The organism is Streptomyces sp. NPDC001848 (genome assembly GCF_042891915.1).
Classification (GTDB): domain Bacteria; phylum Actinomycetota; class Actinomycetes; order Streptomycetales; family Streptomycetaceae; genus Streptomyces.
Window position 1 is genome coordinate 85,774 of record NZ_JBIATP010000004.1, and the last position, 16,675, is coordinate 102,448.

Genomic DNA, 16,675 nt, shown 5'->3' on the forward strand with positions numbered 1-16,675 from the left:
TCACCGCTCCCTGACCAGCTCGGCGTACGCCCCGCCGGCCGCCACCAGGGCGTCGTGCCGCCCGCGTTCCACGATCGTGCCGTGCTGGAGCACCACGATCTCGTCACTGTCGCGCACCGTGCTCAGCCGGTGCGCGATCACCACGCAGGCGCAGCCGCGCTTGCGCAGGTTGTCGATCACGGTCTGCTCGGTCTCCGCGTCCAGCGCGCTGGTCACCTCGTCGAGCACCAGGATGCTGGGGTCGCGCACCAACGCCCGTGCTATCTCCAGGCGTTGACGCTGCCCGCCGGAGAAGTTCCGTCCGTCCTGCTCCACCCGGCTGTGGATACCGCCCGGGCGGCGCATCACCACGTCGTACAGGGCCGCGTCGCGCAGGGCGGCGACCACCGCGTCGTCCGGAATCGACGGATCCCACAGCGCCACGTTGTCGCGCACCGTGCCCTCGAAGAGGAAGACCTCCTGGTCCACGAAGGAGACCGAGGCGGCGAGCGCGCCGCGCGGGATGTCCTCCAGGCGCTGCCCGTCGATACGGATCTCGCCCTCCCAGGGCGCGTACAGGCCCGCGATCAGCCGGGACACCGTGGACTTGCCGCTGCCCGAACCGCCCACCAGCGCCACCTGCTGGCCCGGGCCGACGGTCAGACTGAAGCCGCTCAGCAGCGGCTTGTCGAGCGGGCTGTAGCCGAACGTGATGTTCTCCAGCTCCACATGCCCGTGCAGCCGCCGGGTCGACGCGCCGCCGCCGGAGCGGCCGTAGAGCGGGTCGGCCTGGAAGTTCTCCACGTCCTTCAGACGGGCCACGTCCGCCGCGAAGTCCTGGATGCGGCCCGCCACCCCGTTCAGGCGCGTCAGCGGCGCGGTGAACCGGGTCACCAGAGCCTGGAAGGCGACCAGCAGACCCACCGAGATATGGCCCTCGACCGCCCGCATCCCGCCGATCCACAGGATCAGCGCGCTGTTGAGCGTGGCGAGCGTCGGCGCGACCACGCCCAGCCAGGCGCTCGGCACACCGAGCCGCTGCTGCTCCTCCAGCGTGGTGGCGTGCTGGCCCGCCCACTTGCGGAAGTAGCCGTCCTCGCCGCCGGTCGCCTTCATCGTCTCGATCAACTGCAGGCCGGTGTAGGCCGTGTTGGTCAGGCGTGCGGTGTCCGCGCGCAGCTTCGCCGTGCGGGTCGCCCGCAGCCGTACGACGACCCGCATCGCCACCACGTTCAGCAGCGCCACGCCGATGCCGACGAACGTCAGCTGCGGGTCGTAGGTGTACAGCAGCACCGCGTACAGCACCACCACGATCGCGTCCACGCCCGCCGCCGCGAGGTCGCGGGCCAGGGTCTCGGCGACCGCGTCGTTGGACTGCAGCCGCTGCACCAGGTCGGCGGGGCTGCGCTGGGCGAAGAAGGTCACCGGCAGCCGCAGCAGATGCCGCAGGAAGCGGGCGCTGGAGAGGGTGGAGGAGATGATCCGGCCGCGCAACAGGTTCGCCTGCTGCAGCCAGGTCAGCACCACCGTCAGCAGCACGCAGGCGGCCATCGACGCGAACAGCACGCCCAGCAGGGAGGTCTGCCCACCGATCAGGAACATGTCGATGTACGTGCGGCTCAGCGCGGGCAGCGCGGCACCGACGACGACCAGGAGCAGGCTCGCGAGGACGGCGGCGGGCAGGGTACCCGCGGTGCCGCGCAGCCGGGCCGGCATCGCGCCCAGGATGCCCGGCCTGCGGCCGCCCGGGGTGAAACCCTCGCCGGGTTCCATCACCAGGACGACCCCGGTGAAGCTGGTGTCGAAGTCCTCCATCGGCACGAAACGGCGGCCCTTGCCGGGGTCGTTGACGTACACGCCCCGGCGGCCGAAGCGGCGCCCCATGCCGTCGAAGACGACGTAGTGGTTGAACTCCCAGAACAGGATCGCCGGTGCGTTCACCTCGGCGAGCGCGGCCGTGTCCATCTGCATGCCCTTGGCCGTCAGACCGTAACTGCGGGCCGCCTTGAGCAGGTTGCTGGCGCGCGAGCCGTCGCGGGAGACACCGCAGGCGATGCGCAGTTCCTCCAGCGGGACGTGCCGGCCGTAGTGGCCGAGCACCATCGCCAGGGAGGCGGCGCCGCACTCGACGGCCTCCATCTGCAGCACGGTGGGGGTGCGGACGGCCTTCCGACGGGACGTGGGCACGGCGCGCTTCGGGGGCGCGGCGCGGCGCCTGCCCCGGACCGGAGGCAGGGTGTCCTGGGGAGCGGTCACGGCAGGAGCCAATCGACGGGACGCTGATCGGCCATGCGGATCGAACCCGTGGCCAGGGTCATGGAGGAGAGGGGGAACGGCGGGCCGTCCGCGGACGACCACTGGTAGCCGCTCTTCGTACCGGACGACGGGTCGAGACTTACCAGCACGGCCACCGGGCGGCCCTTCCTGGTGAACTGCTCGCCCAGCTGGCTGTCCCCGAGGAACGCGGCGATCTGCTGGGCCGACTGGGCCGTGCGGTCCACGGACCGCACATGGCCGCGCAGCACGCCGTACTGCTGGGCCGGCACCGACTGGACGGTGAGGTCGACGGCGGCGTTCGCGGGGATCGACGCGGCGTTCTCGGCGGGCACGTACACCGTCGCGTACAGCGGGTCGGAGGCGTGCTCCACCTTCTCCACCGCGGCGATGTCCGCCCCGGTGCGGATGATCTGGCCGATCGTGGCGGCGAGTTCGGTGATGCGGCCCGCGGCGACCGTGCGGACCACCGACTCACCCTGCTCCGTACGGACCCTCAGGACGGGCGCGTTCGCGGGCAGCCGCTCGCCCTGCTCGGCGAGGACGGCGGTGACCTGTCCGGCTACCGGGCTCTGCAGGAGGTAACTGCCCTCCGCGTGGGTGAGGATGGCCGGCGCGCTGACCGTGGAGGCCACCGAGCCGGTGACGGCCCACACCGACGCGGCGGCCATGGCGACCACCGTCACGGTCAGGACCAGCCAGCCCTGGGGGCGGGCGAAGCGCACCGGGAGGTCGAGCTCCTCGGGGGACTGCAGCTTGGCGAGGGCCTGCTGGCGGAACTGCACGGAACTTCCCTCACCTACTCCAGAAGAATCACGGCATCCGAGAGTCCCGGAACCGGGAAGCGGTTCCGGGACTCAGCGGCACAAAGGTGCGATCAGAGACCGGCGACCAGGTTCGTGACCGGGGCGGTGTTCAGGCCGGTGACACCCTCGACGGTGCCGACGGCCGTGCCGACCAGGCCGGAAACCGGGGCGACGTTGTCCACCAGGCCGGTCGCGGTGCTCACGGCGTTGATCGACAGGCCACCGGACACGGCGTCGAGGTCGGCGTCCGAGATCTCGGCGGTCTCAACCTGGGGGGTGGAGTTCATGATGGAACTTCCCTTCGTATGGATATTCACAAGGGGGAGCGGCCCCTCTGGGGACAGACGGTCGGCCGCGATCCGCGAGCGCCGGGCACCCGTCGCCGGGGCCCTTGGGGTGGCCCCCGCAGTGCAACGGATCAAAGCACGGCGGAGCGCGGCGATTCCAATCAACCACCGCTCTCACCTGGGCAATTGACGTTCCGGAGCGCTGTTCCGTGCAGGCCCGCGCACGTCTTGGTGCCGACTTCTTCACATGCTGCGCGGCATCGTCGCGCACGGCCTCTTGCCGCCCCGACATGGAATGGGACAGTCCGGGTTCAATGGCGCGGCGCCTGGTGGACGCCTGTGGAGATCCGTCGCGCACGGTGACTCGCTTGCGCATTCGATGTGCAGATTCCCTGAAGCCGGGATTCGGCCCGGTGTGGCGAACGCAGGGTTACCGACTGGTAGCGCAGTGTGGTGGCCCCCCTCGGGTGAGTCGATTCTTCCGCTCGGCCATGCCCGGCGGGCGCCTTTGCCACCTATTTCACGCTTTCGCATACGCCAACTCAGCCAGTTGCAAAGTCGGTTGAACGCCCCACCGGACACGCGCGTATCAACGGGCATCCAGGCGCCCCAGTCAGCTGCCGGACGGCGGCAACGGACCCCGTCCCCAGGAGGTCGAGAGTTGAGTCACAAACGCATACCCAAGCGCAAGGCCGCGATCGCGGTTGGAAGCGTGGCGGCGCTCGGAGCTGCGGCCCTTCTGCTGCCCAACGCCAACGCGTCCCAGACGGACTCGGCGTCGGGCGACACGCCGAAGACGTTCAAGGCGACCGAGGTCTCCCTCGTCGCCAAGCAGCTCGCATCGCAGTTGGGTGACGCCTTCGCGGGCTCCTACTACAACGCCGACAAGCAGCAGGTCGTCGTCAACGTGGTCGGTGGCGACAGCAAGGTCGCCGACACCGTCAGAAAGGCGGGGGCGGTCCCCAACCAGGTGCACAACAGCACCGCCACGCTCCAGGCCGCCGCCAAGACGCTGCGCACCAAGGCGACGATCCCCGGCACCGCGTGGTCCGTCGACCCCAGGACCAACGAGATCCGGGTCACCGCCGACCGCACCGTCACCGGCTCCAGGTGGAACACGCTCCAGTCGACGGTCAAGAGCCTCGGCTCGGGTGTGGCGACCGTCAAGAAGTCTGCGGGCACCTTCAAGACCTTCGTGTCGGGCGGCGACGCCATCTTCGCGCAGGCGAACGGCGGCGGCGTCCGCTGCTCCCTCGGCTTCAACGTCACCGCACGTGACGGCAGCCCCGCGTTCCTGACGGCCGGTCACTGCGGAGTCGCGGCGAAGCAGTGGTCCGACTCCCAGAACGGCCAGCCGATCGCCACCGTCGACCAGGCCACCTTCCCGGGCAACGGTGACTTCTCCCTCGTCAAGTACGACGACCCGAAGACCCAGGCGCCGAGCGAGGTCAACGTCGGCAACGGGCAGACGGTCCAGATCACCCAGGCCGCCGATGCGGTGGTGGGACAGCAGGTCTTCCGGATGGGCAGCACCACCGGGCTGCACGACGGACAGGTCACCGGGCTCGACGCCACCGTCAACTTCCAGAGCGAGACGAACCCGGGCGGCGTGGACACCGTCACCGGGCTGATCCAGACGAACGTCTGCGCCGAGGCCGGTGACAGCGGCGGCTCGCTGTTCACCAAGGACGGCAGCGCGATCGGCCTGACCTCGGGCGGCAGCGGCGACTGCACCTCCGGCGGCGAGACCTTCTTCCAGCCGGTGACCGCGGCGCTCCAGGCGACCGGCGCGACGCTCGGCGCCGGCGGCGCGGGAGCGGGTGCGGGGGCCGGCGCGGGTAACCAGTCGGCGAGCCCGGGTGGCCAGGCGGGCGCCGGCGACCAGTCGGCGAGCCCGGGTGACCAGAGCGGTGCCGGTGCCGGTGACCAGAGCGGTGCCGGTGCCGGTGACCAGAGCGGTGCCGGTCAGCAGTCGGCGAGCCCCGGCGACCAGTCGGCCGGGGCCGCCGATCAGTCCGGGCAGTCCGGCCAGTCCGGGCAGTCCGGCCAGACCGGCAACGCCGGCAATCAGTCGGGCAGCGGCGTCGGCGACGGCTCCGGACTGTCGAGCCACTGACCGGGAAGCGCCGACGGTTCCCCCCGGTCGGTGGAACGGTCCGGCCCTCCGGCGGGAGGGCCGGACCGCTCCGTGCACGGGGCCGCCCGAGGGGCTGCGCGCCCCGTGGGCGGCCCGTCACCCTCCGCAGCGGGCGCGCCGCTCCCCGCGCCCGCTCCGCCGCGCACCCGCGAGCCGTCGGCTGACGCGCTCATAGGGGCTGCGCGAGCGTCCGGGACGCGCTCTAATTGCAGAGTGGGCAGTGAGGGCACTGCGGGACGCAGAATGAGAACGCTGCGCGCGGAACTTGCCCTCAAGACGCTCGCGGCGGACCTCGACCCGCGCGAGCGCCTGCGGCGCGTGCTCGAACAGGCACTGGTCTTCACCGGAGCCACCCTCGCCGCCGTCTACAGCCCGGAAGAGGGCGGCGACCAGCTGACCCTCACCGAGTCGGTCGGCGTGCCGCGGGCGCTGTACGGGTTGCGCGAGTCCTACCCGCTCTCCGGCACGGGCCCCGCCGCCCAGGTGCACCGCTCCGGGCAGGCCCGGTGGCTCACCCCCGAGGCCATCGGGCGCTGTGCGGACGCCCGCCGGATGCCCGCCGGAGACTTCTCCGTGGCCGTCCTGCCGCTGCACGGCGGAGGATGCCTGGCCGCCGTCAGTGACGGCCCGGACGGCTTCGACGCCGACGACCGCACGTGTCTGCAGCTCTTCGCCGAGGCCGTCACCTGCCCGCCCCCGGGCGCGGCCGACACCGGTGGGCTGCCCGGCAGCGCCTTCACGCTCGACATGGACAGCGGCCGGGTCGAGGTCGACGACGAGATGCTGCGGCTGTTCGGCATCGACACCGGCGAGTTCGACGGTCGTGTCGAGACCCTGCTCGCCCGGACCGTTCCGGAGGACCTGCCCTCCGTGATGTCCGTCGTCGAGGCCGACCACATGTCCATCGGCGACCGCGAACTGGAGTTCCGCATCCTCCAACCCTCCGGCGAGCCGAGGTGGCTGCGGCTGCGCGGGCGCCTGCTGCCCGCCGGGGAGGGGCGCCCGGTCCGGCTCGTCGGCACGGTCACCGACGCGTCCGAGCTGCGCCCCGGCGTCAGTGACGTCACCCGCATCCAGCGGCTCGCCGCCGCCCTCGCCACCGCCGGCACCGTCCGCGACGTCAGCAGGGCCGTGGTCGCCGCGCTGCGCGGGCCCCTGCGGGCGGACCGTATCGCGCTGGCCGAGCTGGAGTCCGATCGCCTCGTCGTCACCGTCCTGGAGCCGCCCGAACCGGAGGCCTGGCCCGAGCTGTGGCGCACCGAGTGGCGCTCGGAGTGGCCGGACGCCCCCGTCCGCGCCATGCCGACCCTCGCCACGGCGCTCAGGGAAGGCCGCGCCGCGATCTGGCCCGCCGGTACCCCGCTGGAACCCGCGCTCGCCGAGGTCGGCCCCGGCGGTCTCGCCGTGCTGCCACTCCCCGCCGGCGGGCGCATGGCGGGCGCCTGCCTGGTCGGCTGGGACAGCCCGCACGACTTCGGCCCCGACGAACGCGCCCTGCTCACCGCCGTCGCCGGTCTCGCCGGGCAGGCGCTGATGCGCGCCCACGCCTTCGACGCCGAGCACGAGCTGATCGGCACGCTCCAGCGCGCCCTCCTGCCGCGTCGCCTGCCCGCGCTGCCCGGAGCCGTCGCCGTCGCCCGCTACCTGCCCACCACGGCCGGCCTGGAGCTCGGCGGCGACTGGTACGACGTGATCCCGCTGCCCGACAACCACGTCGCCCTCGTCATCGGCGACGTCCAGGGCCACAGCGCCGGCGCCGCCACCCTGATGGGCCAGATGCGCACGGCGCTGCGCGCGTACGCGGCCGAGGGCCACCCCCCGGACGTCGTCGTCTCGCACGCCAACCGGCTCCTCGTCGACATGGAGTCCGACCTCTTCGCCACCTGTTGCTACGTCGACGTCGACATGGAGCAGGGCACCGCCTGGTACGTCCGCGCCGGGCACCTCCCGCCCCTGCTGCGCCACCCCGACGGCCGGACCGAGATCACCGAGTCGGAGGGCGGACCGCCTCTCGGGGTCATCACCCAGGCCGACTACCCCATGAGCCCGCTCAGGCTGCAGCCCGGCACGGTCGTCGCCCTCACCACGGACGGCCTGGTCGAGTCCGCCGACATCGACATCGAGGACGGCCTCGCGCGGATCGCCGGCGAGCTGTCCGCCGCCGACCCCGCGCACCTCGGGCTCGTCGCGGACGCCCTGCTCGCCGAGGCCAACCGCAGCGACGACGTGGCGCTGCTCCTCGTGCGCTACGACGGCATGGCGATGCTTCCGCTGCGTGAGAGCTGGACCGTGTGGCGCGTTCCCGAAGCGGTCCGGCACGCCCGCCGCTTCACCCGGCGCACCCTGCGCTCCTGGGACGTGCCGGAGGAGACCGACACGGTGCTCCTCGTCGTCTCCGAACTCGTCACCAACGCCCTCGTCCACACCGACGGCCAGGTCAGGCTCGACCTCACCCTGTCCAACCACCGGGTGCGCGTCGCGGTCGCCGACTCCTCACCGCGCACGCCCGTCAAGCCGACCAGCATCGGCTGGGAGGCGACGGGCGGCCGTGGCATCCTGCTCGTCGAGGCCATGTCCGACGCCTGGGGGACACTGCCGGTCAGCGGCGGCAAACAGGTGTGGGCGGACATCCTCCTCGAGCACTCGCCGGCCGACGCGCAGACCTGAGAGTCCGCGTCCAGGGGTGACACTCTGGTGTCGTGCGCCTGCTCCTGATGTCCGACACCCACCTCCCCAAGCGTGCGAGGGAACTGCCCGCGCCGCTGCTCGCCGAACTCCCGCACGCCGACGTCGTGATCCACGCCGGCGACTGGGTGGACGTCGCCACGCTCGACCTGCTCGAGAGCCGGTCCGCCCGGATGATCGGTGTGTACGGCAACAACGACGGCCCCGCCCTGCGTGCCCGGCTCCCCGAAGTGGCCCGCGCCGACCTCGCCGGCCTGCGCCTCGGCGTCGTCCACGAGACGGGACCCGCCCAGGGCAGGGAACGCCGCTGCGCCGAGCGGTTCCCCGACCTCGACGTGCTGGTGTTCGGCCACAGCCACATCCCCTGGGACACCACCACGGACACCGGCCTGCGTCTGCTCAACCCCGGCTCCCCGACCGACCGCCGCCGCCAGCCCCACTGCACCTACATGACGGCCACCGTGGCCGGCGGCGCACTGACGGACGTCCGGCTGCACCGACTGCCCCCGCGCACCGGAAAACCGCTGGACGCCTGACGAACCGTCCGGGTGAGATGGCCGGGTGCTGATCGATGCCGACCTCGTACGCCGCCTGCTGGCGGCCCAGTTCCCGCAGTGGGCCCACCTCCCGATCGCCCCGGTGGCTTCCTCCGGTCTGGACAACGCGACCTTCCGGCTCGGCGAGGAACTGTCCGTACGTCTCCCGCGTTACCCGCACTGGGCGGGTCAGGTGGAGCGGGAGCAGACCTGGCTGCCCCGGCTCGCGCCCCATCTGCCGCTGCCCGTCAGCGAACCCGTCGCCAAGGGGGAACCCGGCGAGGGCTACCCGTACCCGTGGTCCGTCTACCGCTGGCTGGAAGGCGAGACGGCCACCCCCGAAGGTCTCGCCGACCCCCGCCGCACCGCCCTGGAACTGGCCGGGTTCCTGACCGCACTGCAGTCGATCGACCCCACGGGCGGCCCCCCTCCCGAGCAGAGCAACGCCTTCCGGGGCGTGCCGATGGGCGACGACCGGGACTCGCTTGCCTCCGAGGCACGGGTACGGCCCAAGATCGAGGCGTTGAAGCGGTCCGGCCTGATCGACGCCGACGCGGTGACGGAGGTCTGGGAGGCGGCCCTCGCCGCGCCCGCCTGGGACCGGCCACCCGTCTGGGTCCACGGAGACCTCGCGGTCGGCAACCTGCTCGCCGTCGACGGCCGGCTGAGCGCCGTCATCGACTTCGGCACCCTCGCCGTCGGCGACCCCGCGGTCGACCTGCTCGCCGCCTGGAAGTTCCTGCCGGACGAGGGACGCGGCGACTTCCGGGCCGCGCTCGGCGTCGACGACGCCACCTGGGCCCGCGGCCGGGGCTGGGCCCTCGCGGGCTCCCTGCCGGTGCCCGACGACCCGTACTACCGGCAGGACCCGGCCAGAGTGCACGCGGCCCTCCACCAACTGGAGCAGCTCATCGCCGACCATCGGAGCGAGCGCGCCTGAAAATCCGTTGCCGTCGCCGCCGCGGTCCTGCTGGACTGCGCGGGACGGAGTTGTCGAAACCGAGGAGCCCCCATGCGCACAGCGTTCATGTCCACCCAGCAGAGAACCAGCACCCTCCCCAAGGACATGACGCTCTGTGCCCACACTGAACCTGGGAATCCTCGCGCACGTAGACGCGGGTAAGACAAGCCTCACCGAGCGGCTGCTGCACGCGGCCGGAGTGATCGACGAGATCGGCAGTGTCGACGACGGCAGCACGCGGACCGACACCCTCGCGCTGGAGCGGCAGCGCGGCATCACGATCAAGTCCGCGGTCGTCTCGTTCACGCTCGACGACGTCACCGTCAATCTGATCGACACCCCCGGACACCCCGACTTCATCGCCGAGGTGGAGCGGGTGCTCGGCGTACTCGACGGCGCCGTGCTGGTCGTCTCCGCCGTGGAGGGCGTCCAGGCCCAGACGCGCATCCTGATGCGCACCCTGCGACGGCTGCGAATCCCCACCCTCGTCTTCGTCAACAAGATCGACCGCGGCGGCGCCGACGACGGCCGCACCCTCACCGCGCTGGCCGAGCGCCTCACCCCGTCGGTGGTCCCGATGGGACGCCCCTACGGACTCGGCACGCGCGACGCGCACGTGGCGCCATACGACGCCCACGACACCGCGTTCACCACCCGGCTGCTCGACGTCCTCGCCGAGCACGACGAGGAACTGCTGGCCGCGTACGTCGAGGACGCGGTCTCCCACGACCGGCTGCGCTCCGCCCTGGTCGAGCAGACCCGGCGCGCCCGGGTGCACCCCGTGTTCTTCGGCTCGGCGATCACGGGAGCGGGAGTGAAGGAGCTGATCGGGGGACTCACCGAACTGCTGCCGGCCGTCGAGGGCGACACCGGGGGGCCGGCCTCCGGCACCGTCTTCAAGGTCGAGCGGGGGCCGGCGGGCGAGAAGATCGCGTATGCGCGGGTGTTCTCCGGGACCCTGCGGACCCGTGACCGGCTGGTGTTCGGCGACGGACGGGAGGGCAAGGTCACCGCCATCAGCGTCTTCGACCGCGGCGGAGCGGACCGCGAGGCTTCGGTGACGGCGGGCCGCATCGGCAAGCTGTGGGGCCTGACCGACGTCCGCATCGGCGACACCTTCGGTGAGACGCCGCGCCTGGAGCAGCCGGGGCACCACTTCTCCCCGCCCACCCTGGAGACCGTCGTCGTCCCCGCCCGCCCGCGCGACCGGGGAGCGCTGCACGTCGCACTCACCCAACTCGCCGAGCAGGACCCGCTCATCGCGCTGCGGCAGGACGAGATCCGCCAGGAGATCTCCGTCTCGCTCTACGGCGAGGTCCAGAAGGAGGTCATCCAGGCGACCCTGGCCGAGGAGTACGGACTCGCCGTCACCTTCCGCGAGACGACACCGCTGTGCGTCGAACGGCCCGTCGGCACAGGGGCGGCGGTCGAGTTCAACAAGAAGGACCCCAACCCCTTCCTGGCCACCGTGGGACTGCGCATCGACCCGGCCCCGGTCGGCTCGGGCGTCGCGTTCCGCCTGGAGGTGGAGCTCGGCTCGATGCCGTACGCCTTCTTCAAGGCCGTGGAGGACACGGTGAACGAAACCCTGACACAGGGGCTGCACGGCTGGCAGGTGACCGACTGCACGGTCACCATGACCCACTCGGGCTACTCTGCGCGGCAGAGCCACGCCCACCAGGGCTTCGACAAGAGCATGTCGAGCACGGGCGCGGACTTCCGGGGCCTGACCCCGCTGGTCGTGATGACCGCGCTCAGGCGGGCGGGCACCCGGGTGTACGAACCGATGCACCGCTTCCGGATCGAGGCCCCGGCGGACACGCTCGGCGCGCTGCTGCCGGTCCTCACCCGGCTGCGCGCGGTCCCGGGGACCACCTCACTGCGCGGGCGCAGCTGTGTTCTCGAGGGCCGGGTGCCGGCCGCCCAGGTGCACGAGTTGGAGCAGACGTTGCCGGGGCTGACCAGCGGCGAGGGCGAGCTGGAGTCCGCGTTCGACCACTACGCGCCGGTGACCGGCGGCGCGGTACCGAGCCGCCCGCGCACCGACCACAACCCGCTCGACCGGGAGGAGTACCTGCTGCGGGTGATGCGGAGGGTGCCGGGGCGAGGGGCAGGGGTGCCGTCCTGAGCGCGGCGAACGGACCGGAGGGTGCACGGGTGTTGACATAGGCGGTAAATCACTCTGAGTGTAATGTACATGGCAAAGTTACGCGTGCGTCTGTGCGGCGTTCTCGTGGCTCTCACCGGCCTCCTGGCGGCCACGGGTGCCCCACCCGTGGCCGCCGACTCCCCTTCCGACTCCCTCTGGTTCGACGCCCAGGCGTCCACGACTCTCACCGTCCAGGGCGGCCGCTTCACCGACGGCCTCGGTCGCGAGGTCGTGCTGCGCGGTTACAACGTCTCCGGCGAGACCAAGCTGGAGGAGAACAGCGGACTGCCGTTCGCCTCCGTCGCCGACGCCCGGAAGTCGGCGACCGCCCTGCGCACCCTCGGCGGCGGCAACACGGTCCGCTTCCTGTTGTCCTGGGCGCATGCCGAGCCGGTGCGCGGCCAGGCCGACACGGCCTACCTCACGGCCGTGACCGACCAGATGCGCGCGTTCCTCGACGCCGGGATCCGCGTCTACCCCGACTTCCACCAGGACCTCTACTCCCGCCACCTCTTCAACCAGGGCAGCTGGTACACCGGCGACGGCGCCCCCAAGTGGGCGGTGGACGCCGGGAACTACCCCGCCGAGTCCTGCGGGATCTGCCTCTTCTGGGGCCAGAACATCACCCAGAACCAGGCGGTGACGAAGGCGTCGTACGACTTCTGGCACAACGCGTACGGGGTGCAGGACGCCTTCCTCGCCACCGCGCAGAAGACGATGGCCTACATCCGACAGCACCTGACCGGCGACGAGTTCTCGGGGGTCGTCGGCTTCGACCCGTTCAACGAGCCCTACGCGGGCAGCTACGACTCCGGACAGACCAGCCGCACCTGGGAACGGGATCTGCTCTGGCCGTTCTACGCCAGGTTCCGCGCGCGGATGGACGCGGCCGGTTGGCAGGACAAGCCCGCCTTCGTGGAGCCGAACCTCTTCTGGAACGCCAACATCTCCACCCAGAAGCAGGAGGGCGGACTCCTCGACGCCGGCACGACCGGCCCGCGGTACGTCTTCAACACCCACTTCTACGACCAGAAGGCCATCTCCGGCGTCCTCATGTGGGGTAAGGCGGGCGACGGTCAGTACGCCACGGACTTCGGCGCGGTGCGCGACCGGGCCGGTGCGCTCGACACGGCCGCGATCGTCAGCGAGTTCGGCCATCCGCTCTCCGGCTCCGTCTCCGACAAGGCGCCGACCGTGCTGAAAGCGATGTACCAGGCGCTCGACTCGCGGGTGAAGGGCGCGAGTTGGTGGTCGCACCCGGCGGACTCCGGCCCGGTGCTCTCCGGGACGCAGTGGCAGTGGGACCTCTACAACGGCCGCCACCACGAGCTGATGAACGGCAACCCCGACAAGGTCCTCACTTCCGGGGACGCCTGGAACGACGAGGATCTCTCGGCGGTCGGGCTCGACGACTCGGGCACCCCGGTGCTGCGCCAGGACGCCCGCCTGCTGGACCGGCTCTACCCGAGCGCCACCGCCGGTACGACGGTCGCCTTCACCTATGAGGACCGCTCCCGGGACGGCTCGACGACACTGACCTGGAACCCGGTGCCGAGCTCGCTGCCGAACGTGGCGCAGCTGGTGGGCTCGGGGCAGTACGGCGTGCTGGTGTGGCGGTCGAACGGATCGGCGGCGCCCACGGAACTGCATCTGCCGGCCTCCTTCCCGGCCGCGTCCACCACCGTGGTCTCCGACCTCGGCACTGCGGCGGGCCTGCCCGCCTACACCAGGTCGACTCCGGTCGCCGTGGCCGACGAGACCGGCGGCACAGGCAGCAAACGGCTGCTGCTGACCGCCTCCGACACCGACGCCGTGCACTACGCGCTGGTCACGAACGGGACGACGGCCCCGTCCGCGTCCCTGCTGAGCGCGGCGCGGACGGAGCTTTCGGCGTGGGCGGCCAAGGAGTTCAGCTAGCGGACGGGCCCGTCCAGTCGGCGGGGACGTGGCCCAGGCGGACCCGCTGCGGGTGGTCGCCGACGTCCACGCTGGTGACCTTCTGGCCGGTGGCGAAGTCGATCGCGGTGATCTTGTCGGCGCCGGCCTCGGAGATGATGCAGTCCCTGCCGTCGCCGCTCACGGTCGCCCAGTACGGCGTGGACGCGGTGACCAACGGCCCCTCCTGGAAGGAGGCCCGGTCGACGACGGTCGCGTAGTTGTCCATCGTCCCGGCGACACACAGCTTGGTGCCCTCGGGGTTCATCGAGATGCCGTGGTGACGGGAGTCGAGGAGCCACGTGGTGCGGTCCGGATTGGTCGCCGGGTTGGCGGGCAGCGTCTTCACCCGCGTGATCTTGTCGGCGGCCACGTCGTACTCCAGGAAGCCGTTGAAGAACGACACCTGGAAGTACAGCTTGGACCAGTCGGGGGTGAACGCGGCGGGCCGCACCGCGTCGGAGAAGTCCTTCAGGCCGATCGCGTCCAGCCGGCTGCGCATGTCGATCGTCCTGAGCTGCTTGAAGGTGGTGGCGTCCACGATCGTGATGTGACGGTCGCCCTTCGTCCAGTCCGCGGACGGGTCGTCGAGCGAGGTGGTGACCTCGCCGATGGACATGTTCCAGATGTACTTGCCGCCGTTGGTGAAGAAGTTCTCGTGCGGTTTGTCGCCCGTGGCGAACTCGCCCAGCTCCTTGCCGGTGCCGATGTCCAGCACCTGCACCTTGTTCGCCGTCGAGGCGGAGACCGCGACCTTGGTGCCGTCGGGGGAGACCGCCATGTGGTCGGCACGGTAACCTGCCACTGGGAAACGCCAGTTGATCCTGCCGGTGGCCAGGTCGATCGACACGACGTCGGCGAAGCTCGGCCGGGAGACCACCACCGACCTGCCGTCCGGCGTCGAGTACATGTCGTCCACGTACTGGTCGTGGCCCTCACCGACCTGGTTGCGGACGGTCATGTAGGCGATCCACTTGATGGGATCGGCGTTGATCTCCTTCAGCCGTGCCTCCTTGTCGGGGATCACGTTGATGCGGCCGATCCGCGCGAAGTCGCCGCTGGACTTGATGACATCGGCGGTGCCGTCCCAGTTGTTGCCCACGAACATCACCTCGCGCAGCGCGGCGGCGGAGGAGTCCTGTACGGCGGCGGCCGTCGCGGTGGCGCCCGTGGTCAGGGCGAGCGCGGCGGCGAGGGAGAAGAGGTGCCGGGATCTGAGAACAGGCATGGTGGGGTCCCTGTCTTGGGTCAGGAATCTGAACACGCTTGGGTTCAAAGTGACTTACTGGAAAGTAAGGAGGGGGCGAGGGTCTCCACAAGACTCCGTGCGGGACAAAATTGAGCGAGAGGCGAACGGATCGTCGAACGGCGAAGGGGGCGCGGGTGGCGGGCAGGCTCAAGCAGCCGACGGGCCGGTACGGCGGCAGGACGGCCGAGGAGCGGCAGGCAGAGCGACGCCGGCGGTTCCTGGAGGCCGGACTCCAGCTCTTCGGCGCGAGCCCCGGCTACCGGTCCACCACGGTGGCCGCACTGAGCGAGGCGGCGGGGCTGTCGACACGGCAGTTCTACGAGGAGTTCCACACCCTGGAGGACGTGCTGGCCGCGCTGCACCTCCAGGTCAACGACTGGGCGGAACAGGCCGCAGCCGCCGCCCTCGCCGACGCCCGCGACCTGCCGCTCGCCGAGCGCGCCGCCGCGGTCTTCCGGGCGTACGCGGCGAACGTCACCTCCGATCCGCGCCGCATCCGCATCGCCTTCGTCGAGATCATCGGCGTCAGCCCACGCCTTGAGGAGCAGCGGCTCGAACGCCGGTCCCGATGGGTGGACTTCATCTGCGCGGAGGCCGCTCGGGCCGCCGCACGCGGTGAGGCGGCGCCGCGCGACTACCGGCTCTCGGCCACCGCGTTCATCGGCAGTGTCAACGGCCTGCTGCACGACTGGCGGGCCGGCTGGGTGGACGCCACCCTGGACGAGATCGTGGACGAACTGGCCCGCCAACTCCTGGCCATCCTGCGACCGCCGGGCCGGTTGCCGGACGCCTGAGCTTGCTCACGGGCGGAGCCGCCGTTCGGCGGAGGGACCGCCCCCGCGGTGGCTCACTGCTCCGGCGGCGCCGTGGGGTCGACTCCCGCCAGGAAGTTCCGGGCCTGCGTCTCGAGGTGCCCGGCGCCGAGCGCGCCCGCCCAGCGGGCGATCTCCGTGGCGAGGGACGTGGCGCCGGCTTCGTCGCCCCGGTCGCGGGCCAGTACGGCGAGCAGCATCTGCTGGGAGAGCGTGCCGCACACCGCCCCGGCGCGGGCGCCGAGTGCGGTCGCCCGCTGCCAGCGCTCCAGCGCTCGTGCGTGGTCGCCGGCGTCGTGGTCGTGGTCGCCCAGGTGGCGCAGGGCCTCCCGGGCGAGCAGGTCGTCACCGCGCTCACCGGCGCTCAGCGCGCGTTCGTAATGGGTGGGGGCCGTGGCGCGCTCGGCGAAGAGGTTGTCCTGGATCAGGCCGAGGTACATCTCCGCCCAGCCGGCGCGGAGGGCGCCCGGCGCCCGGTCGCGCAGCTCCTCGACGCGACGGCGGAGCGCGGCGAGGGCCTCCGGGTCCTTGCCACGAGGGCTGAGGCTCAGCCCCTGGCCGTCGACGCGGAGCCGGGCGAGGTAGTCATGGCGCAGCCACAGGAAGTCCAGATCCCAGCGGTCCCCGGCCCCGCTCTCCGCCCACGCCTTCTCCGCGGTGCGCAGCCGCTCGCCCGCCGTGCTCGTACCGGTGAACCAGTCCTGGTCCAGCGCCACTTCCACGGCCGCGAGGGCGATCCGCGCGCGGCCCGCCGCGTCGGTCGCCTCCGCCGCCCCCAGCAGGGCAGCCGCGTTCCTCCAACGACCCCCCATGGACAACTCCCTTGCTGCGTGTACGAGTTGTGCAACATCGACGGTGGTGCTCG

Annotated in this window: 12 protein-coding genes; 7 read left to right on the forward strand and 5 right to left on the reverse strand. The window is 71.7% G+C overall.

What is annotated here, in order from left to right; all coding sequences use genetic code 11:
• From ACFYZJ_RS09395 to ACFYZJ_RS09405, 3 genes are all read right to left on the reverse strand, one after another.
• Positions 1 to 2,235 (reverse strand): NHLP family bacteriocin export ABC transporter peptidase/permease/ATPase subunit, encoded by a 2,235-nt coding sequence (locus tag ACFYZJ_RS09395; protein WP_388564759.1) that lies wholly within the window; start codon positions 2,233 to 2,235, stop codon positions 1 to 3.
• A complete protein-coding gene (locus tag ACFYZJ_RS09400) occupies positions 2,232 to 3,038 on the reverse strand; it encodes an HlyD family efflux transporter periplasmic adaptor subunit (protein WP_388564761.1) in 807 nt (268 codons plus the stop codon). Before ACFYZJ_RS09400 ends, ACFYZJ_RS09395 begins: the two co-directional genes overlap by 4 nt.
• Positions 3,039 to 3,130: 92 nt before the next feature.
• The gene (locus ACFYZJ_RS09405; protein ID WP_388564764.1) at positions 3,131 to 3,346 is read right to left on the reverse strand and encodes a type A2 lantipeptide; all 216 of its coding nucleotides are present in this window, start codon (positions 3,344 to 3,346) and stop codon (positions 3,131 to 3,133) included.
• A gap of 661 nt (positions 3,347 to 4,007) precedes the next feature.
• On the opposite strand from ACFYZJ_RS09405, the gene ACFYZJ_RS09410 reads away from it, so the two are divergent.
• The 6 genes from ACFYZJ_RS09410 (at position 4,008) to ACFYZJ_RS09435 (ending at position 13,731) form a co-directional block, all read left to right on the forward strand.
• Positions 4,008 to 5,462, forward strand: a complete 1,455-nt coding sequence (locus tag ACFYZJ_RS09410) for a S1 family peptidase (protein ID WP_388564767.1) — start codon at positions 4,008 to 4,010, stop codon at positions 5,460 to 5,462.
• A gap of 264 nt (positions 5,463 to 5,726) precedes the next feature.
• Positions 5,727 to 8,150: a SpoIIE family protein phosphatase gene (locus ACFYZJ_RS09415; protein WP_388564770.1), complete on the forward strand. Its 2,424-nt coding sequence runs from the start codon at positions 5,727 to 5,729 to the stop codon at positions 8,148 to 8,150.
• A gap of 32 nt (positions 8,151 to 8,182) precedes the next feature.
• A complete protein-coding gene (locus ACFYZJ_RS09420) occupies positions 8,183 to 8,704 on the forward strand; it encodes a metallophosphoesterase family protein (RefSeq protein WP_388564773.1) in 522 nt (173 codons plus the stop codon).
• A 25-nt stretch (positions 8,705 to 8,729) separates the two neighbouring features.
• A complete protein-coding gene (locus tag ACFYZJ_RS09425; RefSeq protein WP_388564776.1) occupies positions 8,730 to 9,644 on the forward strand; it encodes an aminoglycoside phosphotransferase family protein in 915 nt (304 codons plus the stop codon).
• 136 nt (positions 9,645 to 9,780) lie between these two features.
• Positions 9,781 to 11,793 carry a GTP-binding protein gene (locus ACFYZJ_RS09430; RefSeq protein ID WP_388564777.1) on the forward strand — a complete coding sequence of 671 codons (2,013 nt, stop codon included), beginning with the start codon at positions 9,781 to 9,783 and terminating at the stop codon, positions 11,791 to 11,793.
• A gap of 69 nt (positions 11,794 to 11,862) precedes the next feature.
• Positions 11,863 to 13,731 carry a cellulase family glycosylhydrolase gene (locus ACFYZJ_RS09435; protein WP_388564780.1) on the forward strand — a complete coding sequence of 623 codons (1,869 nt, stop codon included), beginning with the start codon at positions 11,863 to 11,865 and terminating at the stop codon, positions 13,729 to 13,731.
• Here the strand turns inward: ACFYZJ_RS09435 and ACFYZJ_RS09440 are convergent.
• Entirely contained in the window at positions 13,724 to 14,977 is a 1,254-nt protein-coding gene (locus tag ACFYZJ_RS09440; protein WP_388564783.1) for a YncE family protein, read from the reverse strand. The genes ACFYZJ_RS09435 and ACFYZJ_RS09440 overlap by 8 nt on opposite strands.
• Before the next feature lie 155 nt (positions 14,978 to 15,132).
• On the opposite strand from ACFYZJ_RS09440, the gene ACFYZJ_RS09445 reads away from it, so the two are divergent.
• On the forward strand, positions 15,133 to 15,792 hold the full coding sequence (locus ACFYZJ_RS09445) for a TetR/AcrR family transcriptional regulator (RefSeq protein WP_388564785.1): 660 nt from the start codon (positions 15,133 to 15,135) through the stop codon (positions 15,790 to 15,792).
• 53 nt (positions 15,793 to 15,845) lie between these two features.
• Here ACFYZJ_RS09445 and ACFYZJ_RS09450 read toward each other — a convergent pair whose 3' ends face one another.
• A complete protein-coding gene (locus tag ACFYZJ_RS09450; protein WP_388564788.1) occupies positions 15,846 to 16,622 on the reverse strand; it encodes a hypothetical protein in 777 nt (258 codons plus the stop codon).
• Positions 16,623 to 16,675: the final 53 nt, after the last annotated feature.

Excerpts from the sequence above, each read along its gene's own strand:
- ACFYZJ_RS09440 (WP_388564783.1), bottom strand. The coding sequence starts at position 14,977 with ATGCCTGTTCTCAGATCCCGGCACCTCTTCTCCCTCGCCGCCGCGCTC.
- ACFYZJ_RS09435 (WP_388564780.1), top strand. The coding sequence starts at position 11,863 with ATGGCAAAGTTACGCGTGCGTCTGTGCGGCGTTCTCGTGGCTCTCACC.
- ACFYZJ_RS09450 (WP_388564788.1), bottom strand. The coding sequence starts at position 16,622 with ATGGGGGGTCGTTGGAGGAACGCGGCTGCCCTGCTGGGGGCGGCGGAG.
- ACFYZJ_RS09415 (WP_388564770.1), top strand. The coding sequence starts at position 5,727 with ATGAGAACGCTGCGCGCGGAACTTGCCCTCAAGACGCTCGCGGCGGAC.
- ACFYZJ_RS09405 (WP_388564764.1), bottom strand. The coding sequence starts at position 3,346 with ATGAACTCCACCCCCCAGGTTGAGACCGCCGAGATCTCGGACGCCGAC.